General features: G+C 60.3%; 17 protein-coding genes. 9 read left to right on the forward strand and 8 right to left on the reverse strand.

Going from position 1 to position 18,880, the window contains the following annotated elements; genetic code table 11:
- Positions 1-164: 164 nt before the first annotated feature.
- The 5 genes from PspS04_RS03580 to PspS04_RS03600 form a co-directional block, all read right to left on the reverse strand.
- Positions 165-2,975 (reverse strand): FAD-binding and (Fe-S)-binding domain-containing protein, encoded by a 2,811-nt coding sequence (locus tag PspS04_RS03580; protein ID WP_159993690.1) that lies wholly within the window; start codon positions 2,973-2,975, stop codon positions 165-167.
- A complete protein-coding gene (locus PspS04_RS03585; protein ID WP_159993692.1) occupies positions 2,972-3,643 on the reverse strand; it encodes a LutC/YkgG family protein in 672 nt (223 codons plus the stop codon). The genes PspS04_RS03580 and PspS04_RS03585 overlap by 4 nt, the downstream gene beginning before the upstream one ends.
- Positions 3,643-5,097, reverse strand: a complete 1,455-nt coding sequence (locus PspS04_RS03590) for a LutB/LldF family L-lactate oxidation iron-sulfur protein (protein ID WP_095169487.1) — start codon at positions 5,095-5,097, stop codon at positions 3,643-3,645. The genes PspS04_RS03585 and PspS04_RS03590 overlap by 1 nt, the downstream gene beginning before the upstream one ends.
- The gene (locus PspS04_RS03595) at positions 5,094-5,918 is read right to left on the reverse strand and encodes a (Fe-S)-binding protein (RefSeq protein ID WP_159993694.1); all 825 of its coding nucleotides are present in this window, start codon (positions 5,916-5,918) and stop codon (positions 5,094-5,096) included. Before PspS04_RS03595 ends, PspS04_RS03590 begins: the two co-directional genes overlap by 4 nt.
- Before the next feature lie 142 nt (positions 5,919-6,060).
- Positions 6,061-7,755: a lactate permease LctP family transporter gene (locus PspS04_RS03600; protein ID WP_159993696.1), complete on the reverse strand. Its 1,695-nt coding sequence runs from the start codon at positions 7,753-7,755 to the stop codon at positions 6,061-6,063.
- Between the two features lie 260 nt (positions 7,756-8,015).
- Between PspS04_RS03600 and PspS04_RS03605 the strand changes: the two genes are divergently transcribed.
- From PspS04_RS03605 to PspS04_RS03610, 3 genes are all read left to right on the forward strand, one after another.
- On the forward strand, positions 8,016-8,783 hold the full coding sequence (locus PspS04_RS03605) for an FCD domain-containing protein (RefSeq protein ID WP_095169484.1): 768 nt from the start codon (positions 8,016-8,018) through the stop codon (positions 8,781-8,783).
- A gap of 164 nt (positions 8,784-8,947) precedes the next feature.
- A complete protein-coding gene (locus PspS04_RS27615) occupies positions 8,948-9,250 on the forward strand; it encodes a transposase (protein WP_237234924.1) in 303 nt (100 codons plus the stop codon).
- A 26-nt stretch (positions 9,251-9,276) separates the two neighbouring features.
- Positions 9,277-10,083 (forward strand): IS3 family transposase, encoded by an 807-nt coding sequence (locus PspS04_RS03610; protein WP_237235002.1) that lies wholly within the window; start codon positions 9,277-9,279, stop codon positions 10,081-10,083.
- A 75-nt stretch (positions 10,084-10,158) separates the two neighbouring features.
- Here the strand turns inward: PspS04_RS03610 and smpB are convergent, their stop codons facing one another.
- Positions 10,159-10,641: an SsrA-binding protein SmpB gene (gene smpB / locus PspS04_RS03615; RefSeq protein ID WP_095169483.1), complete on the reverse strand. Its 483-nt coding sequence runs from the start codon at positions 10,639-10,641 to the stop codon at positions 10,159-10,161.
- A gap of 117 nt (positions 10,642-10,758) precedes the next feature.
- Here smpB and PspS04_RS03620 point away from each other — a divergent pair, with 117 nt between their 5' ends.
- Genes PspS04_RS03620 through PspS04_RS03630 form a run of 3 tightly spaced genes read left to right on the forward strand, consistent with a single transcriptional unit; the run spans position 10,759 to position 12,905 of the window.
- Positions 10,759-12,162, forward strand: coding sequence for a sodium-dependent transporter (locus tag PspS04_RS03620; RefSeq protein ID WP_095169482.1), 1,404 nt, complete (start codon positions 10,759-10,761; stop codon positions 12,160-12,162).
- A gap of 7 nt (positions 12,163-12,169) precedes the next feature.
- Positions 12,170-12,604, forward strand: a complete 435-nt coding sequence (locus tag PspS04_RS03625; RefSeq protein ID WP_095169481.1) for a type II toxin-antitoxin system RatA family toxin — start codon at positions 12,170-12,172, stop codon at positions 12,602-12,604.
- Positions 12,597-12,905 carry an RnfH family protein gene (locus PspS04_RS03630; RefSeq protein ID WP_159993698.1) on the forward strand — a complete coding sequence of 103 codons (309 nt, stop codon included), beginning with the start codon at positions 12,597-12,599 and terminating at the stop codon, positions 12,903-12,905. Before PspS04_RS03625 ends, PspS04_RS03630 begins: the two co-directional genes overlap by 8 nt.
- 127 nt (positions 12,906-13,032) lie before the next feature.
- On the opposite strand, the gene PspS04_RS03635 is transcribed toward PspS04_RS03630, so the two are convergent.
- A complete protein-coding gene (locus PspS04_RS03635) occupies positions 13,033-13,557 on the reverse strand; it encodes an outer membrane protein assembly factor BamE (protein ID WP_095169479.1) in 525 nt (174 codons plus the stop codon).
- A gap of 97 nt (positions 13,558-13,654) precedes the next feature.
- Here PspS04_RS03635 and fur point away from each other — a divergent pair, with 97 nt between their 5' ends.
- Positions 13,655-14,059 carry a ferric iron uptake transcriptional regulator gene (gene fur, locus PspS04_RS03640; protein ID WP_007920840.1) on the forward strand — a complete coding sequence of 135 codons (405 nt, stop codon included), beginning with the start codon at positions 13,655-13,657 and terminating at the stop codon, positions 14,057-14,059.
- A 74-nt stretch (positions 14,060-14,133) separates the two neighbouring features.
- On the opposite strand, the gene recN is transcribed toward fur, so the two are convergent.
- Positions 14,134-15,807: a DNA repair protein RecN gene (gene recN, locus PspS04_RS03645; protein ID WP_095169478.1), complete on the reverse strand. Its 1,674-nt coding sequence runs from the start codon at positions 15,805-15,807 to the stop codon at positions 14,134-14,136.
- Between the two features lie 250 nt (positions 15,808-16,057).
- Between recN and grpE the strand changes: the two genes are divergently transcribed.
- Both grpE and dnaK read left to right on the forward strand, forming a co-directional pair.
- Positions 16,058-16,624, forward strand: coding sequence for a nucleotide exchange factor GrpE (gene grpE / locus PspS04_RS03650; protein WP_095169477.1), 567 nt, complete (start codon positions 16,058-16,060; stop codon positions 16,622-16,624).
- A 102-nt stretch (positions 16,625-16,726) separates the two neighbouring features.
- Positions 16,727-18,643: a molecular chaperone DnaK gene (gene dnaK / locus PspS04_RS03655; protein WP_095169476.1), complete on the forward strand. Its 1,917-nt coding sequence runs from the start codon at positions 16,727-16,729 to the stop codon at positions 18,641-18,643.
- Positions 18,644-18,880: the final 237 nt, after the last annotated feature.

Here is an 18,880-nt window from a genome sequence, read left to right on the forward strand (position 1 = left end):
TTCGGTTTTTTTTTGCGGTTTTGCCGAGACGGTAGGGGCGGGCGCCCGCTGGCGGCTTGCTCGCGATGAACTCGGGGGCGGCGGGTTGAATCAGTCAGCACCGGTTTTTTGTTGAGTTCATCGCGAGCAAGCTCGCTCCTACATACACCCACCCCAGGTGCGCCCTATGCCGGGCGGGCCTGGGTCACGCGGTCTACCAGGTAGACCAGGCCGTGGTAGTCGATCCCGCCGTGCTGGCTGAGGCCGATTTCACAGGTGCGGCTGGTGGAGATGCCTTCGCTGCAATGCTGCACGGCGTCCTTGAGGGTGCGCAGTGAGTGGGCGTTCAGCTCGGGGGTGGTGAAGCCTTTGTCGCCGGCAAACCCGCAGCAGTGGATGCCTTCGGGGATCACCACGTTGTTGCTGCAGCGCCGGACCAGGTCGATCAGCGCCTGGCTTTCGCCCAGGTGTTGGGTGCTGCAGGTCACGTGCACGGCAATCGGGGCGTCTTGCGGGGTGAAGTCGAGGCGCTCCAGCAGGTGGCTGCGGATGAAACGCACCGGGTCGTAGAGGTCCAGGCGTGTGTCGCCCAGGTCCTGCATCAGGCGCAGGGTGCAGGGGCTAGTGTCGCAGTAGATTGGATCGAGCCCGCCGCGGCTGGCGTGGAGGAGGGCGCCGAGCAGTTCCTGGCGTTTGTGTTCGGCTTGTTCGGCGTAGCCTTTGGAGGCGAACGGCTGGCCGCAGCAGAGGTTGTCGAGGTTGTCCGGGAACACCACTTGGTAGCCGGCTTTTTCCAGCAGGCCGCGGGTTTTGTCGTACAGCGAGGTCTGCTCCTTATCGCCCGCTGCCGGGCCCATGGCGCGTGAGACGCAGGCCGCCAGGTAGACCACTCGCGGGCGCTCATCGCTGACCGTCGGGCTGAAGCGGATCGCCCGTTCCGGCTGGGGCATGGCGTTGCTCCACTGCGGAATCTGCCCTTTCGACAGTTGGCTGAGGCGGGCCGAGAGTTTGCTCAGGCGTGGCGCGCCGAGCAGCATCCGCGCGCCGTTGGCCACGTGCAGGGTGAAGCGCGCGCCTTGCAGGGCCGTGGCGAAATGTCCTTCCAGCCAACTAGCGGTTTTCACATGGGTGGCGCTGCGGCTGCGCAGTTTTTTCACCAGCTCGCCGGTGTTGATGCCCACTGGGCAGCGTTGCGCGCACAGGCCGGTTGCCGCGCAGGTGTCGAGGCCCTGGTATTGGTAGGCTTCTTCCAGTTCACGGGTGTCGATGCCGGCGCGTTTTTTCGCCTGGATGTCGCGCCAAATGACGATGCGCTGGCGCGGGCTCAGGGTCAGTCCTTTGGACGGGCAGACCGGCTCGCAGAAGCCGCACTCGATGCATTTGTCGACGATCTCGTCTGCAGCCGGCAAGGGCTTGAGGTGCTTGAGGTGGATCTGCGGGTCTTCGCTGAGGACCACGTCCGGGTTGAGGATGGCGTTGGGGTCGAGCAGGCGTTTGAGCTGCCACATCAACTGGTAGGCATCGCTGCCCCATTCCAGTTCGACGAAGGGTGCCATGTTGCGCCCGGTGCCGTGTTCGGCCTTGAGCGAGCCACCGAATTCCACGGCCACCAGTTGCGCCACGTCGTCCATGAACGCCTGGTAGCGAGCGACTTCTTGCGGGCTGTTGAAGCCCTGGGTGAAGACGAAGTGCAGGTTGCCTTCCAGCGCGTGGCCGAACAGGATCGCTTCGTCGTAGTGGTGTTTGTCGAACAGTTCGATCAGGCGGTTGACGCCGATTGCCAGTTGCTCCACCGGGAAGGTGACGTCTTCGATGATTACCGTGGTCCCGGTTTTGCGCACCGCGCCGACGGCGGGGAAGGTGTCTTTGCGGATCGCCCAGAGCTTGGCGTTTTCCGCGGGGTCCTGAGTGAAGTCGACCTGTTTTTCCACCGGGAAGGGCGCCAGCGAGCTCGTGATCTGCGCCAGCTGTTCCTCCAGCAGCGCCGACGTGGCGGCGCGGGACTCGATCAGCAAGGCGCAGGCCTGGCTCGACAGTTGCTGGACGAACGCCGGCATCCCGGGTTTGTCCTGCACCGAGCGCAGGCTGCGGCGGTCCAGCAGTTCCACCGCCGAGACCGGCTGGCTTTTCAGCACGGTGACGGCGGTGCAGCAGGTTTCCACGTCGGGGAAGACGATCAGCGCCGAGGCTTTGTGTGGATGGTCGATCACCGTGTCGTAGGTCACCGCGCTGATGAAGCCCAGGGTGCCTTCGGAGCCCACCAGCAGGTGGCTCAAGATATCCACAGGCTCGTCGTAGTCCACCAGGGCATTGAGTGACAGGCCGGTGGTGTTTTTCAGACGGTATTTATGGCGAATTTTTGCCGCCAGGCTGGCATTGGCCCGGGTCTCGCGACCCAGGGTCGCCAGGCGCTCCAGCAGGTCGGCGTGACTGACACGAAAGGCCGCGACGCTGGCGGGGTCCTCGCTGTCCAGGCGACTGCCGTCGGCCAGCACCAGGCGAATCCCGGCCAGGGTGTGGTAGGTGTTCTGGGCGGTGCCGCAGCACATGCCGCTGGCGTTGTTGGCGACGATGCCGCCGATCTTGCAGGCGTTGATCGAGGCCGGGTCCGGGCCGATCTTGCGCCCGAAAGGAGCCAGCCAGGCGTTGGCCTGAGCGCCGATGACGCCCGGCTGCAGGCGGATCTGGGTACCCTGGCCGCGAATCTCGCGGCCGTTCCAGTTGTCCCCCAGCACGATCAGTACCGAGTCGCTGATGGCCTGGCCGGACAGGCTGGTGCCGGCCGCGCGGAAGGTCACCGGGACGCGGTCGCGCTGGGCCAGTTGCAGCAGGCTGACCACTTCGTCTTCGGACTCGACGCGGATCACCAGTTGCGGGATCAGCCGGTAGAAGCTGGCGTCGGTGCCAAAGGCCAGGGTCGACAGCGGGTCGTCGAAACGCCGCTCGCGGGGAATCAGTTGCTGCACGTCGCGCAGGAAAGCCGTCGGTAGGGTCATTGGTCCTCCAGGATCAGTACCACCAGGTCTTTCGGACCGTGGGCGCCGTACGCCAGGACTTGCTCGATATCGGCGGTCTTCGATGGGCCGGACACCAGCAGCGCGTTGGTCGGCATGCCTTGGGCCCAGTTGAATTCGCGTTGTACCTGATAGAAGTTGTCGCGGATTTCGCTGGCCTTGAGCAGGGCGAAATGCACCGGCGGCACCAGGCTCATCAAGCGCGGTTCTTCGCGGGTCGGCCAGAGGATCAGGCTACCGGTGGCAGCGATGGCGCCGAGGGTGGCGGTCAGGCTGGCCGGGGTGTCGTTGAACAACTCGGATTTCCACTGTTCTACCGGCCGGTCGTAGGCTTTCAGCGTCGGCAGCCCGGGATGTTGCGCCCAGTGCTGGGTGACGCGTTGCCCGTGGGCGGTGGTCGGGGCGATCAACAGGCTGGGTAACTGGCGCTCGGCCAACAGCTGCGCGAGCAATGCCGGCCAGCCGTCAGCCGAGGTCAGGTGGATTTCGGTGTGCACCGCTTCCATCAGCTTGCGCAGTTGTGGGATGCGTTGTTCGGCGGTGTAGGTGTAGGGCTCGGTCACCAGCGCTTCATCGAAGTTGTCGGGCACGGGTGTGGTACCCGTCAGGCTGTGGCGCAGCTTGGCGAGAATGTTCTGTTTGGCACTCATCAGCGATCCCCCTGTTTGCCCAGATGCTCGCGGGCCATGTCGTGCAGTGAGCGGGCGGCCGGTTTTGGCGCGCTGTGGTTTTGCGTCCAGGGGCCGAGGTTGTTCGGCGTGAGCGCGCGCAGGCGAGTGGCGAAGAAGCCGAACAACCGATACAGGGTCGGCGAGCTGTTGAGCCTGGCCCAGGCGTTCCAGATGAAACGCTCTTTGCGCGAGTACTTGCTGCCCTGGCCGCGCATGACTTGGTGCGGGGTGTCGGGTGCCTTGACGTTCTCTTCGCGCAGGCGGCGCAGCAGGGCCGGGATCGGGATTTTCACCGGGCACACTTCACCGCAGGCACCGCACAGGGAGGACGCGCTCGGGTGGTCGGGGACTTTCGCCAGGCCGACCATGTGCGGGGTGATGATCTTGCCGATCGGCCCAGGGTAGACCTCGCCATAGGCGTGGCCGCCGATGCGGGTGTAGACCGGGCAGTGGTTCATGCAGGCACCGCAGCGGATGCAGTTGAGGGTCTGGCGCAGTTCGCTGTCGGCGAAGGCCTGGCTGCGGCCGTTGTCCAGCAGCACCAGGTGCACTTGCTGCGGGCCGTCGAGCTCGTGGGCCTGGCGCGGACCGGAGATCATGTTGACGTAGGTGGTGATCGGCTGGCCGAGGGCCGAGCGGGTCAGCAGCGACAGCAGCGGGACCACGTCGCGCAGGTTCTCGACGACTTTCTCGATCCCGGTGACGGCGATATGCACCGGCGGTACGGTGGTCGACATGCGGCCGTTGCCTTCGTTTTCCACCAGCAGCAGGGTGCCGGTTTCAGCCACGGCGAAATTGACGCCGGAGACGCCGATGTCGGCTTCGAAGAATTTCTGGCGCAAGACTTTGCGCCCGATCTGAATGAGTTGGTCAACGTCCTTGGTGTACTCCACGCCAAGTTTGTCGTGGAACAAGGACGCGACCTGACCGGCATTCTTGTGGATCGCCGGCATAATAATGTGTGAAGGCTTCTCGTGGTCGAGCTGGACGATGAACTCGCCCATGTCCGATTCCAGGCATTCAATGCCCTGTTCAGCGAGGACATGGTTCATCTCCATCTCTTCGCTGACCATCGATTTGCCCTTGATCACTTGCCGTGCCTCGTGAGCGCGGATGATCTTGAGGACGATGCCATTGGCCTCGTCCACCGTTTCCGCCCAGTGCACTGTCACACCGTTGCGGGTCAGGTTCTGTTCAAGTTGCTCGAGCAGGTCGGGCAGCTTGGATAACGCGCGGGCGCGGACAGCATTGCCCAGCGCGCGCAAATGTTCTCTTTCGTGGGCATCGCTGAAGGACGCTGCCCGTTTTGTCATCAGTGAATCCATCGCAGTGCGAAAGTTGTTTCGCAGTTGCTGGTCGTCCAAAGCCTTGTGAGCCCGGGCGCGAAAATCTTCGTCGACACTGACCGTCGGAATAATCGTGGAAGTGCTCATCGGGCACCTCCGGTTCGCTGCCAGAGGAAGCTGGCCAAGTGTTGGCCGCGCAACGCTGCCTGCTGTTTCTCGAGCGAGCCGTTGATGTTCATCAAGCAACCGCAGTCGGCACTGAGTACCTGGTGGGCGCCGGATTCCTTCAACGACCGGGTCTTGTCCGCCACCATCGCGCCGGAAATGTCTGGCATACGGACGCTGAACGTCCCGCCAAAGCCACAACATTCACTCTCGTGATCGTGGTTGACCCGTTCCACGTTGCTCAGTTGCGCCAACAACTCGCGACCGTGCAGGTGGGTATTCATCTCGCGGCGTGCCGAGCACGACGTGTGCAGGGCCACTTTGACCGGTGTGCCGCTGTCCTTGAGCTGCACCTTGCAGACAAACAGCAGGAACTCGGCCAATTCATACGTGCGGGCGGCGAGCGCCTGGACTTGCAGCAAAGTGTCCGGCTCGTCCTTGAACAAGTCGGCGTAGTGTTCGCGCAGCATGCCGGCGCAGGAACCCGACGGCACCACCACCGGATAATCCCCGGCAAACAACGCCAGTTGCGAGCGCGCCACGGTCCGTGCCTGCTCGGTGTAACCCGAGGTGTAGGCCGGTTGTCCGCAGCAGCTTTGGCCTTGCGGGTACTCCACGCGAATGCCTTCGCGCTCCAGCAGGTGAATCGCGTCCATCCCGGCTTCGGGATAGAACAGGTCGACCACGCACGTGCCGAACAGGTAGACCCGCGGCGGTTTTACGCTGGGGTACTGGCGCGGTTCAGGCAGTGGCGGGGCAACCCGCGTCGCGTTCGGCACGGCGTTGTAGAAAAGCTCGCTCATCAGGCGTGTCTCCGGGTGGTCCCGGTTATCCGTCCGCTGCGGTTGCTGACTGTAAAGCGACAAGCTTTCAGCAACCTTGCAGACCGGGTTGTGAGTTGCAGACGCCGCAGGCGGGCCACGGCGTCGGTTCTTTCGCTGTTGTTTAGTGCACCAGCATGCCAGTGAACCAATAGGCCTGGGCCAGTGTGATCAGGCCGACAATGGTTGCAAAGAATAGGCTGTGCTTGAGGGTGAAGCGGAACAGATCCGATTCCTTGCCCACCAGGCCGGTCGCGGCGCAGGCCACGGCGATCGATTGTGGCGAGATCATTTTGCCGGTTACGCCGCCGCTGGTGTTGGCGGCCACGAGCAAGGTGTCGCTGACGCCGATCTGGTGCGCGGTGGTCGCTTGCAGCGAACTGAACAGGGCATTGGAGGAGGTGTCCGAGCCGGTCAGGAACACGCCCAGCCAGCCGAGGAACGGCGAGAAGAACGGGAACGCCGCGCCGGTGCCTGCCAGGACCAGGGCCATGGTCGACGACATGCCCGAGTAGTTGGTGACGAAGGCAAACGCCAGCACCATGCCGATCGAAAGAATCGGCCAGCGCAGTTCGTAGAAGGTCTCTTTCAAAGTGGTCAGACCAGTTTTGAAATTGATCTTAAGCACCCACATCGAGATCAGTGCGGAGAAGAAAATCGCCGTGCCGGTCGCCGAAATCGGGTCCAGCTTGAACACCGCAGGAATGGCCGTCGGGTTGGTGACGATCGGGGCGACCTTGACCACCATCTGGTCCAGGTGCGGGATGGCGAAGTTGAACACCCAGCTGTACATCGAGCCGCCAGCGGCAAACATCGCCTTGAAGGGCTTGAGGGTCCAGATGGTCACCAGCACGGTGAGGATCAGGAACGGCGACCAGGCCTTGATGATTTCACCCAGGCTGTAGGGCGAAGCCACGCTGCTGCGTTTGAGCCCGAAACCACCGACGCTGGCGGTGACTACGGCGTCCGAAGTGACACCGGCGATCTGCGCGCCAGCGGTACGTTTAGGCTGCCAGACCTTGAGGAACAGGGTCAGGGAAATCAGGCTGGCCAGGGCCGAGGTGATGTCCGGCAGTTCCGGGCCGATGAAGTTGGAGGTGAAGTACTGGGTGATGGCGAAGCTCAGGCCGGCCACCAGGGCGGCTGGCCAGGTTTCCCGCACGCCGCGCATGCCGTCCATCATGAACACCAGCCAGAACGGCACGAACAGCGACAGCAGCGGCAGCTGGCGGCCGGTCATGGCGCCGATCTTGAAGGCGTCGATGCCCGTCACCTGGCCGGCGACGATGATCGGGATGCCCAGCGCGCCAAACGCGACGGGTGCGGTGTTGGCAATCAGGCACAGGCCGGCGGCGTACAGCGGGTTGAAGCCAAGGCCTACCAGCAGGGCGGCGGTAATGGCCACCGGTGCACCGAAGCCCGCCGCGCCTTCGAGGAAAGCGCCGAAGCAGAAGCCGATCAGCAGCACTTGCAGGCGCTGGTCATCGGTAATCGACAGCACGGAGCTGCGGATCACTTCGAACTGGCCACTCTTGACCGTCAGTTTGTAGAGGAACACGGCGGCCACGATGATCCAGGCAATCGGCCACAGTCCGTAGGCAAAGCCATAACCGGCGGCGGCGAAGGCCATGTCGACCGGCATCTGGAAGGCGAAGATTGCCACCAGGATCGACAACGCCAGAGTGATGCTGCCGGCGACGTGTCCTTTGAGGCGGAACACGGCCAGGGCCAGGAAGAAAAATACGATGGGGATAACGGCCGCGAGCGCGGACAAGCCGAGACTGCCGAGCGGGCTGTAGAGCTGTTGCCAGGTTTGCATATGGGGTGGCCCCTAATTGTTGTTGGTCAGGCACTGAACGCGTACTTGGATAATTGGTAAGACCAATTTACAATCGCTGTGGGCTAGGTTAAAAGCCTTGTGGGTGGTGTGTCAATTTGCCGCCCTAAAACTTTTGTCGAATGAGCGGTGCAGGGGCCATCTGATCCGCTCGATCAAATGTGCTCTGGTAGGTGCTGGCGCGGCGTCAATAGGCCAGAATAGAGAGCCCGGCGAGCCGTCGGGATGGTGGAGAATGAGTTATGGGGTTTGATCAGGTTCGTCAGCGCCGTTTGTCTGACGATATTGTCGAGCAGCTCGAAGGGATGATTCTCGAGGGCACGCTGAAGTCCGGGGAGCGGCTGCCGGCAGAGCGCGCTCTGGCTGAACAGTTTGGGGTGTCGCGGCCTTCGCTGCGCGAGGCGATCCAGAAATTGACAGCCAAGGGCTTGCTGGTCAGTCGCCAGGGTGGCGGCAATTATGTGGTCGAATCCCTGGGCTCGACCTTCAGCGATCCCCTGCTGCACCTGCTGGAGAGCAACCCCGAAGCCCAGCGTGACTTGCTGGAATTTCGTCACACCCTGGAAGCTTCATGCGCCTACTACGCGGCGTTGCGGGCGACTGAGGTCGACCGTCAGCGATTGACGGCGGCGTTCGATGAGTTGCAGGACTGCTACACCCGTCACGATGAAGTGAGCCGGGCGGAGGAGGGGGCTGCGGACGCCAGGTTTCACCTGGCGATTGCCGAGGCCAGCCACAACGCGGTGTTGCTGCACACCATTCGTGGGCTGTTCGATCTGCTCAAGCGCAACGTGGTGACCAACATCGGCGGTATGTACCAGCAACGCACGGAAACCCGCGACATGCTGATCACTCAGCACCGGGAGTTGTACCTGGCGATTATCGAAGGGCGCGCCGAACAGGCAAGAGAGGTCTCCAGTCGCCATATCCTGTATGTGCAGGAGGTGCTGGAAGAGGTGCGGCAGCAAGTGCAGCGCGAGGCCCGGGCGGAGCGGCGCAAGGGGATGTAGCCAGAAGGGTTGGTGCGGCCTGCATCATCGCGAGCAGGCTCGCTCCCACATTGACTTTGTGAACAACACAAGACAAATGTGGGAGCGAGCTTGAACTGGCCTAATGATTCTGGACACTTCAATCGGGCGCTATGATGGCGCCCAAATCTGAGGCGTCTATGGAAATGCGTAACTCCTACTCCAACGAGTTCAAACTCAAAGCTGTGCTTATGGTGCTTGATGAGGGGCTAGCTGTCCCAGATGTCTGCGCCAGCCTGAACATCGGACCTACCGCATTACGTCGTTGGGTCGATCAAGTCCGCAAGGAGCGTCTGGGTTCAACACCGGTGGGGGCGAAAGCTATTACGCCTGAGCAAAAAGAAATCCAGGCGCTTAAAGCTCTGCTCAAGCAAAAAGATCGGGATATCGAAATCCTAAAAAAGGCCAGTGCTCTCCTGCTTATGGACTCCAAAGATCATTTCCGCTGATCAGCGAGCTAGGCGAGCAGTACGGCATTAGTGATTGTTGTCGTGTATTTGAAGTTAATCGAAGCAGTTTTTACGTCTGGCGTCAGCGTCAGGGCCGATCGAATCCTGAACGCGAGAAGCTCATCGTTGTTTTGATCAAGCAACACAAGGAGTCGAGGGGCTCTGCCGGTGCTCGGACTCTTTCCAAAGAACTGCAAGCAAAGGGGCATCGCGTGGGGCGCTACATGGCTCGCAGCCTAATGAAAGAGGCCGGTATCGTCAGTCGTCAGCGGCGGCGCCACAAATACAAATCTTCGGGCGTAGAGGCCTTGGTGGCGCCTCACGAGCTCAAGCGCAAGTTTGATGTCTCGGCGATCAATCAAGTCTGGTGCGGGGACGTCACCTACATTCAGATCGGTAAGCGTTGGCTGTATTTCGCGGCGGTTCTGGATTTATTTGCACGCCGCCTCGTGGGGTGGTCATTTTCACTGATATCCGATGCCACGTTGACGTGCGAAGCGTTACGCATGGCGGTTGAGCTGCGAGGACGACCCAAAGAGGTGTTGTTTCATTCCGACCAGGGATGCCAGTACACCAGTCACAAGTTCAGGAATGAGTTGGTGGCACACAGGATCAACCAGAGCATGAGTCGCAAGGGGCAATGTTGGGACAACGCCCCAATGGAGCGCTTCTTTGGCAGCCTGAAATCAGAATGGATGCCTGAAGGCGGATACAGCTCGGAGCAGGAAGCCCGAGCTGATTTGCAGCAATACGTGATGCGCTACAACAACTCCAGGCTCCACAGCTACAACGACTATCGCTCGCCGGTAGCCATGGAAAAAATGGTCGCGTAGAAAACCTAAACATGTGTCCAGAATTACTTGACCAGTTCAGCCTGCTCGCGATAGGGGGCACAAGCGTAAAGAAAATTAGTCTTCCTTGCCCTTGTTGCGCACCGCACGCTGCAGCTCGCGGCCGGCATCACGTTCGCGCTCGGTATCGCGCTTGTCGTATTCCTTCTTGCCCTTGCCCAGAGCGATCTCGCACTTGACCATGTGCTTGCTCCAGTACCAGGACAGGCATACGCACGCATAGCCTTTTTGCTGCACGGCAGCTGCCAGCTTTTCCAGCTCGCGCCGGTTGAGCAGCAATTTGCGAGTGCGCACCGGGTCGGCAATGACATGGGTGCTGGCGGTCATCAGGGGCGTGATGTGGCTGCCGAGCAGCCAGGCCTCGCCATCCTTGAGCAGCACATAACTGTCGACCAGTTGCAGCTTGCTCGCCCGCAGACTTTTTACTTCCCAGCCGGCCAGGACCAGACCAGCCTCGAACCGATGTTCGATGAAGTAATCGTGTCGCGCCTTTTTATTCTGCGCGATGGTCCCTGTTGGGTGTTTCTTCTGTTTAGCCATAGGGGCGGCATTATAGGCAGTTGCGCGCGAGTCGGCTACGGGGATCCTGCGTGCTTGAGCGCATTGAGTGAATCCCGGACAATGCGCCCTCTTTTTTAGTGGTTGGGCGTAGTGTCGATGTCGTCAGACAAGGTTTCAGTCCACGGTAGTTGGGCGAGCCGTTGGGTATTCATACTCGCTGCAACCGGCTCGGCCGTGGGCCTGGGAAGCATCTGGAAATTCCCCTACATGGTCGGCGTCTATGGCGGCGGTGCGTTTGTCCTGGTGTTCCTGGCGTGTATCGCGTTGATCGGCCTGCCGGTGATGCTGGCGGAAACCCTGATTGGCCGCCGAGCCCGGCAAAGTCCGGCGAACGCCTTGAAGGTGCTGGCGTTGGAGGCGGGGCATTCGGCGAAATGGTCCTGGGGGGCATTTGCCGGGATGATCACGGCGTTGCTGATCCTGTCTTTTTATAGCGTGGTCGGTGGCTGGTCCCTGGATTACATCATCAGCATGGGCCGGGGGGATTTCCAGGGTGTGGCGGCCGATCAGGTCGGCGCCTACTTTGAGGGGGTGATCGCCAACCCGTGGCGCCTGACACTCTGGCATAGCCTGTTCATGCTGCTGTCGGCGGCGGTCATTGCCAAGGGGGTGGTGGCGGGGCTGGAGCGCAGCCTGCGGATCATGATGCCGCTGCTGTTCGTGATGCTCCTGGTGTTGCTGGGCTACAGCATGACCACCGGGCATTTCATGGAGGGCGTGCATTTCATGTTCGACTTCGATTCGGCGAAAGTCCTTGGCGGCCTGTTGCCCGCCATGGGACATGCGTTCTTTTCCCTGAGCGTGGGCGTGGGCTCGATCATGATCTACGGTGCGTATATGCCCAAGGATTCGTCGATCTCCGGCACCGTGGTCGGGGTTGCCCTGCTGGACACCTTTGTTTCGCTGCTGGCCGGCCTGGCGTTGTTTCCGATTGTGTTTGCCGGCGGTTTGAACCCGAGTGAGGGGCCTGGGCTGATGTTTGTCAGCCTGCCTTTTGCCTTTGGTAATGTGGCGTTCGGCCAGGTGATGGGGGTGGTGTTTTTTGTCCTGGTGGCCATTGCCGCCTGGAGTTCGGCGATCTCGCTGCTTGAACCGATGGTCGCGTACCTGGTTGAGCGGACGAAAATTCGCCGGGGCTGGGTGACGTTCTGGCTGGCCTTCAGTTGCTGGTTTGTTGGCCTGGGGACGGTGTTTTCCTTCAATATCTGGAAGCAGGCCAAGTTTTTTGTGAACGACGGCGCCGGGTTTCACCTCTACCAATGGGGTGCGCACAGCGGCCTGGACTTCTTTGGCGTGATCGATTTCTTCACCTCGCGGATCATGTTGCCGCTCGGTGGATTGTGTTTTGTGGTGTTTGCGGGTTGGGTCATGAATCGGGGAGCGGTGCGCGACGAATTGTCGATCCGCAATCCGGCGCTGTTTGCCCTGACCTTGTTTTTGATGCGCTATGTGGCGCCCATCGGCATTCTTGTAGTGTTTGCCGCCCAGCTGTGGAAGTGACGCTGACATGACGACCCATATTCAACGTTCGGCCCTGTTGCCGTATCCGGCGCAAGCGCTTTATGACCTGGTCAATGACGTGGCGCGTTATCCGGAGTTCCTGCCCTGGTGTTCCGAGGCCAAGGTGATGGAAAGCTCCGCCGAGCATATGCGTGCCAGCGTCGGGGTGGCCAAGGGTGGGCTCAGCCAGCATTTTGTTACGCGTAACACGCTGGTGCCTGGGCATTCGATCGAGATGAACCTTGAGGAAGGGCCTTTCACCCAGCTGCATGGTCTCTGGGTGTTCAAGCCCTTGGGCGAGAAGGCCTGCAAGATCAGCCTGGACCTGACGTTCGACTACGCCGGGCCGATTGTGCGGGCGACACTGGGGCCGCTGTTCAATCAGGCTGCCAATACCCTGGTGGATGCGTTCTGTCAGCGGGCCAAGCAACTGCATGGTTGAGTCGATGATGGACGTCGAGGTGGTGTATGCCGCCGTTGATCGTCAGGTGTTGCTGGCGGTTCAGGTGCCTGCGGGGTGTAGTGTGCGTTCGGCACTGCAGTTGTCGGGGATAGCCGGGGAGTTTGCGGAGCTGGATCTGGCGAGTTGTGTTGTGGGTATTTTTGGCAGGGTGGTGGTTGATCCTGAGCACTGCCTGGTTCGGGCGGGGGATCGGATTGAGATTTATCGGCCGTTGTTGGCTGATCCCAAGGAGGTTCGTCGGTTGCGGGCGGCTAAGGCGGCGCGGGCTAGGGGGGATTGAGGTTTTTTTGGGGGGTATATTCGTTGTTGCGGTAACGGCCACCTAGGGCTTCGCCCTTACGGCGAGGCACTTTTGACACGCAATAAAAAAGCCCGGCATGCCGGGCTTTTTCTTATGTCGCATAATGTTACTGCGTGGTGTCCAACGGCTCAGGTGTTGGTACCGGTACGGTTTCTACGCCGTCGACGTCTTTCTGGATCTGGTCCAGTAGCGAGCCTGGCTTGACCGGCTTTTCTGGTTTTGGCTGTTCGACGTTTTCCACTGGGGCGGACACGCTGGTGCCGCTGTCCTTGCCCATCAGGGCTTCATCACGGCTTACGCCAGGCATGAAGTCGCCCGACAAGCTGACGAGTTGGTCGTCTGGATTGAAGATAACGCTGATGCGTTCCTGTTGGCGTTCACCGCCGCCAGGCTGCAGGCTGTACAGGTAATCCCAGCGATTGGCATGGAACGTGTCGGTCAGCAGAGGGTTGCCCATGATAAACCGTACTTGCCGACGGGTCATTCCCGGGCGTAACTGGTCTATCATGTCCTGCGTGACGACATTGCCCTGCTGGATGTCGATTTTGTAAACCCCGGGGAATGAACAACCGGCGAGTGCGAGCAGTCCCACGAAGGTGAAACTGGTTAGCAAGAGCTTGGTGTTTTGCATCGGTGGGCGACTTCCACTATCTTGGCTGGGACAACGTAAACGCCGATCATACCCGCATTAAGAGAAGCTGCGAAGCAGCATCGCGAGAAAGCTGACCATGGTTGAAAATAGCGAACTACGCAAAGCCGGCCTTAAAGTGACCCTGCCACGGGTCAAAATTCTGCAAATGCTCGATTCCGCCGAGCAGCGTCACATGAGTGCCGAGGATGTCTACAAGGCACTGATGGAAGCTGGCGAGGATGTCGGTCTGGCCACGGTTTACCGTGTACTGACTCAATTCGAAGCCGCTGGTCTTGTGGTCCGTCATAACTTCGACGGCGGCCACGCGGTCTTCGAACTGGCTGACGGCGGTCACCACGACCATATGGTCAACGTGGATTCCGGTGAAGTGATCGAATTCTTCGACGAAGAAATCGAAAAGCTTCAGAAGGCGATCGTCGAGAAGCACGGTTTCGAGTTGGTGGATCACAACTTGGTGCTGTACGTACGTACTAAAAAGTAAGCATGTCGCGCGGACTCAGGTCCGTGAAACGAACGAAGGCGACCCAAGGGTCGCCTTCGTGCTGTCTGGCCGATTCAACTTTTGGCCGTTACCACCATTTTTTTCGCGTGAGCCAGGGATTCCTTGGTCAGGTCGATACCCCCCAGCATTCGTGCCACTTCTTCTATTCGCTCGTTCTTGCTCAGTTTGGATACCGCAGTGCGCGTGGCTTGGTCGCCGCGGACCTTGTGCACAAACAGGTGTTGATGCCCCTGGGAGGCCACCTGCGGCAGGTGCGTGACCGTCAGGACCTGGCCGCGCTCGCCAAGGCGGCGCAGCAGTTGGCCGACAATTTCCGCGGTCGGGCCGCCGATGCCCACGTCCACTTCGTCGAACACCAGGGTCGGTATGCGCGAGGTTTGCGCGGTGATCACCTGAATGGCCAGGCTGATGCGCGACAGCTCGCCACCGGAGGCGACTTTCGCCAGCGCCTTGAGCGGTTGCCCGGGGTTGGCGCTGACCAACAGTTCCACCTGCTCCAGGCCATTGGGCAGCAGCTCGGCGCTGGTGTTGGCGCGTAGTTCGATGCTGAAACGCCCGCCCGGCATGCCCAGGCGCTGGATTTCCTGTTCGACGGCGTGGGCCAGGCTGGAGGAAGCCTGGTGGCGCAAGTCACTCAGTTCCCGGGCTTTCTCTTGGTAGTGGCGGGCGAAAGCCCCCAGTTCTTCGCTGAGGCGCTCGATGGACTCATCGTTGGCATTCAGGGTTTCGAGCTCGTCCAGCAGGCGTTGCTGGAGGTCGGCTACCTCGGTCGGCTGGATCCGGTGTTTGCGTGCCAGGGTATAGATGGTGTCCAGGCGCTCTTCGAGTTGTTGCAGGCGTGCCGGATCGGCGTCGAAGTTGTCGAGGAATCGGTTCAGTTCGCCGACTGCTTCTTCGACCTGGATCTGCGCACTGGTGAGCAAGTTGGTGGCTTCACCCAGGGCGTTGACCGAGTTGTTGACGCTGGACAGGCGATTGAGGCTGGCAGTCAGGGCGTTCAGCACATTACCGGAATCACTTTCGCTGCACTGCTCGACCACCTGTCGGCAAATGCCCAGCAGGGTTTCTGCGTTGGTCAGGTTTTTATGCTCTTGCTCAAGCTGCTCCAGCTCGTTGTCGCCGAGGCCGAGGTTTTCCAGCTCTTCGAGTTGATAGCTGAGCAACTGGTGGCGAGCGCGCTGTTCGTCGCCGGAGTTGGACAGGCGTTCGAGTTCCTGGCGGGTCTGGCGCCAGCGCTGGGCGGCGAGCTGGACCTGGCGGGCCAGGTCGGTGGCGCCGGCATATTCGTCCAGCAGGCGGCGATGGGTATCGGTCTTGAGCAGTGACTGGTGCTCGTGCTGGCTGTGGATGTCGATCAGCAGTTCGCCGAGGGCCTTGAGGTCGCCAAGGGGGCAGGGCGTGCCGTTGATGTAGCCGCGCGAGCGACCCTCGGCGGTGATGACCCGGCGCAGGATGCACGGGCCGTCGTTGTCCAGGTCGCGCTCGGCGAGCCAGGTGCGGGCTTCGGGGATATCAACCAGGTCGAAGGTGGCGAGGATGTCGGCCTTTTCCGCGCCCGGGCGTACCACGCCGCTGTCGGCGCGATCGCCCAGGGTCAGACCCAGGGCGTCGAGCATGATCGACTTGCCGGCGCCGGTTTCCCCTGTGATCACGCTCATCCCGCGATCCAGTTCGAGATCGAGATGTTCAACGATGGCGTAGTTGTGTACGGACAGGTGCACCAGCATAAAGGCCGCTCCCAGGCTTAAGGTCTGGTTATTTATACAGTAGTTTATTTGCCTCTGACAATGCCCTCGTTTAGCTCGATTTGCTTGGTGTCGGTGTTTTTTTAAAACCTGGCGCCAGGCCAATTCAGCGGTTTTTGTGTGGGTAATGCGCTTCTGCACACGGCAGGCCCTTGAACCTGCAAATTGCGACCCCATATACCGGAACAGAAGCGCGAGTCGAGTTCGCGCACGATTTTGAAAGGAGAAATCTATGGCTGACGAACAGACGCTGGATACGCAAAATCTAGACGCCAATCAGGCTCCCCAAGCATCGGGTGAAGACCTGGTGGCTCGTGTACAAGTGCTCGAAGAGCAACTGGCTGGCGCTCAGGATCAGGCTTTGCGTGTTGCAGCTGATCTGCAGAACGTCCGCCGTCGCGCCGAGCAGGATGTAGAAAAGGCTCACAAGTTCGCGCTGGAAAAATTCGCTGGCGACCTGCTGCCGATCATCGACAGCCTGGAGCGCGGCCTGGAGTTGTCCAATCCGGACGACGAAAGCATTCGTCCGATGCGTGAAGGGATTGAACTGACCCTGAAAATGTTCCAGGACACCCTCAAGCGTTATCAGCTGGAAGCGATCGATCCGGAAGGTGAGCCGTTCAACGCCGAGCACCATCAGGCGATGGCGATGCAGGAAAGCGCCGACATGGAACCCAACAGCGTACTGAAGGTGTTCCAGAAGGGCTACGTGCTCAATGGTCGCCTGCTGCGCCCGGCCATGGTTGTGGTCAGCAAGGCCCCGGCGCCGGTTTCGCCCTCGATTGACGAGCAGGCTTGAAATCCGCCGCAAGGCCCCCATTTATAAGTCAAGCGTTTAAGTGCTACCGCAGTTAGCCACCACTGCTGCGGCAACCAAATCCAAAGTTTCGGGAGAGTTAACATGGGCAAAATTATCGGTATCGACCTGGGGACTACCAACTCCTGCGTCTCCATCCTTGAAAACGGCAACGTAAAAGTTATCGAGAACGCCGAAGGCGCGCGTACCACTCCGTCGATCGTGGCCTACGCCAACGATGGCGAAATCCTGGTTGGCCAGTCGGCCAAGCGTCAGGCAGTGACCAATCCGCATAACACCCTGTACGCGGTGAAGCGTTTGATCGGTCGTCGCTTCGAAGAAGAAGTGGTTCAGAAAGACATCCAGATGGTCCCTTACAAGATCGTCAAGGCAGACAATGCCGACGCTTGGGTTGAAGTGAACGGCCAGAAAATGTCGCCGCCACAGATCTCGGCTGAAATCCTCAAGAAAATGAAGAAAACCGCCGAAGATTACCTCGGCGAAGCAGTGACTGAAGCGGTGATCACCGTTCCAGCCTACTTCAACGACAGCCAGCGTCAGGCGACCAAAGACGCCGGTCGTATTGCTGGTCTGGACGTAAAACGCATCATCAACGAACCAACCGCAGCTGCACTGGCTTACGGTATGGACAAGGCCAAGGGCGATCACACCGTGATCGTTTATGACCTGGGCGGCGGTACTTTCGACGTTTCGGTGATCGAAATCGCTGAAGTCGATGGCGAGCACCAATTCGAAGTACTGGCCACCAACGGTGACACGTTCCTGGGCGGTGAAGACTTTGACATTCGTCTGATCGACTACCTCGTCGACGAATTCAAGAAAGAAAGCGGCATGAACCTCAAGGGTGACCCGCTGGCCATGCAGCGCCTGAAAGAAGCCGCTGAAAAAGCCAAGATCGAGCTGTCTTCGAGCCTGCAGACTGACGTCAACCTGCCGTACATCACTGCAGACGCGACCGGTCCTAAGCACTTGAACGTGAAAATCTCCCGCGCCAAGCTGGAAGCGCTGGTAGAAGACCTGGTTCAACGCACCATCGAGCCTTGCCGCATTGCGCTGAAAGACTCGGGTATCGACGTTGGCGCGATCAACGACGTGATCCTGGTCGGCGGTCAGACCCGTATGCCTCTGGTGCAGAAGGCTGTTACCGATTTCTTCGGTAAAGAAGCCCGTAAAGACGTGAACCCGGACGAAGCGGTTGCCATGGGTGCTGCTATCCAGGGCGCGGTACTGGCCGGTGACGTGAAAGACGTGCTGCTGCTCGACGTCAGCCCGCTGACCCTGGGTATCGAAACCATGGGTGGCGTGATGACCGCGCTGATCGAGAAAAACACCACGATTCCTACCAAGAAATCGCAAGTGTTCTCGACTGCCGACGACAACCAGGGCGCTGTGACCATTCACGTGCTGCAAGGCGAGCGTAAGCAAGCCGCCCAGAACAAGTCCCTGGGCAAGTTCGACCTGGCTGAGATTCCACCAGCACCACGTGGCGTGCCACAAATTGAAGTGACCTTCGACATCGACGCCAACGGCATCCTGCACGTAGGCGCCAAGGACAAGGCCACCGGCAAGACCCAGTCGATCGTGATCAAGGCCAACTCCGGTCTGTCCGAGGAAGAAATTCAGCAGATGATTCGTGATGCTGAAACCAACGCCGACGAAGACCGCAAGTTCGAAGAGCTGGCGTCCGCCCGCAACCAGGGTGATGCGCTGGTGCACTCGACTCGCAAGATGGTCGCAGATGCTGGCGACAAAGTGACTGCTGAAGAGAAGGCTGCCATCGAAGCTGCAGTGGTTGCCCTGGAAGCCGCCGTCAAAGGCGACGACAAGGCTGCCATCGACGCCAAGGTCGAGGAGCTGTCGAAAGTCTCCGCGCCAGTGGCGCAGAAGATGTACGCCGAACAGGCTCAGCCAGCTGAAGGCGCAGCACCACAAGGTGAATCGGCGCAAAAGGCTGACGACGTTGTCGATGCTGAGTTTGAAGAAGTTAAAGACCACAAGTAAGTTGTTGGTCGGCCGGTTGACTGCCTTTGTGCGGTGACTGGTAGGATGTCGCCGCGCGGGAGCTTGCTCCCGCGTTGGCGTGTCTGGAGTACACGAATTTTTACCGCGTGCGACAACGTTCGCCTGCGGATGGTATGGCCGGGAATGCTCCTGCTTTTCGAGCCGCAAGTACCGTATCGAATCAAAGACCAGGATCGTTGAATTGACGTGAGTTGGGTCCGGGCCTGTATTGGGGCT

The sequence above is a fragment of the Pseudomonas sp. S04 genome (genome assembly GCF_009834545.1).
GTDB lineage: Bacteria > Pseudomonadota > Gammaproteobacteria > Pseudomonadales > Pseudomonadaceae > Aquipseudomonas.

Excerpts from the sequence above, each read along its gene's own strand:
- PspS04_RS03580 (WP_159993690.1), bottom strand. The coding sequence starts at position 2,975 with ATGACCCTACCGACGGCTTTCCTGCGCGACGTGCAGCAACTGATTCCC.
- PspS04_RS03585 (WP_159993692.1), bottom strand. The coding sequence starts at position 3,643 with ATGAGTGCCAAACAGAACATTCTCGCCAAGCTGCGCCACAGCCTGACG.
- PspS04_RS03590 (WP_095169487.1), bottom strand. The coding sequence starts at position 5,097 with ATGAGCACTTCCACGATTATTCCGACGGTCAGTGTCGACGAAGATTTT.
- PspS04_RS03595 (WP_159993694.1), bottom strand. The coding sequence starts at position 5,918 with ATGAGCGAGCTTTTCTACAACGCCGTGCCGAACGCGACGCGGGTTGCC.
- PspS04_RS03600 (WP_159993696.1), bottom strand. The coding sequence starts at position 7,755 with ATGCAAACCTGGCAACAGCTCTACAGCCCGCTCGGCAGTCTCGGCTTG.
- PspS04_RS03605 (WP_095169484.1), top strand. The coding sequence starts at position 8,016 with ATGGGGTTTGATCAGGTTCGTCAGCGCCGTTTGTCTGACGATATTGTC.
- PspS04_RS27615 (WP_237234924.1), top strand. The coding sequence starts at position 8,948 with ATGCGTAACTCCTACTCCAACGAGTTCAAACTCAAAGCTGTGCTTATG.
- smpB (WP_095169483.1), bottom strand. The coding sequence starts at position 10,641 with ATGGCTAAACAGAAGAAACACCCAACAGGGACCATCGCGCAGAATAAA.
- PspS04_RS03620 (WP_095169482.1), top strand. The coding sequence starts at position 10,759 with ATGTCGTCAGACAAGGTTTCAGTCCACGGTAGTTGGGCGAGCCGTTGG.
- PspS04_RS03625 (WP_095169481.1), top strand. The coding sequence starts at position 12,170 with ATGACGACCCATATTCAACGTTCGGCCCTGTTGCCGTATCCGGCGCAA.
- PspS04_RS03630 (WP_159993698.1), top strand. The coding sequence starts at position 12,597 with ATGGTTGAGTCGATGATGGACGTCGAGGTGGTGTATGCCGCCGTTGAT.
- PspS04_RS03635 (WP_095169479.1), bottom strand. The coding sequence starts at position 13,557 with ATGCAAAACACCAAGCTCTTGCTAACCAGTTTCACCTTCGTGGGACTG.
- fur (WP_007920840.1), top strand. The coding sequence starts at position 13,655 with ATGGTTGAAAATAGCGAACTACGCAAAGCCGGCCTTAAAGTGACCCTG.
- recN (WP_095169478.1), bottom strand. The coding sequence starts at position 15,807 with ATGCTGGTGCACCTGTCCGTACACAACTACGCCATCGTTGAACATCTC.
- grpE (WP_095169477.1), top strand. The coding sequence starts at position 16,058 with ATGGCTGACGAACAGACGCTGGATACGCAAAATCTAGACGCCAATCAG.
- dnaK (WP_095169476.1), top strand. The coding sequence starts at position 16,727 with ATGGGCAAAATTATCGGTATCGACCTGGGGACTACCAACTCCTGCGTC.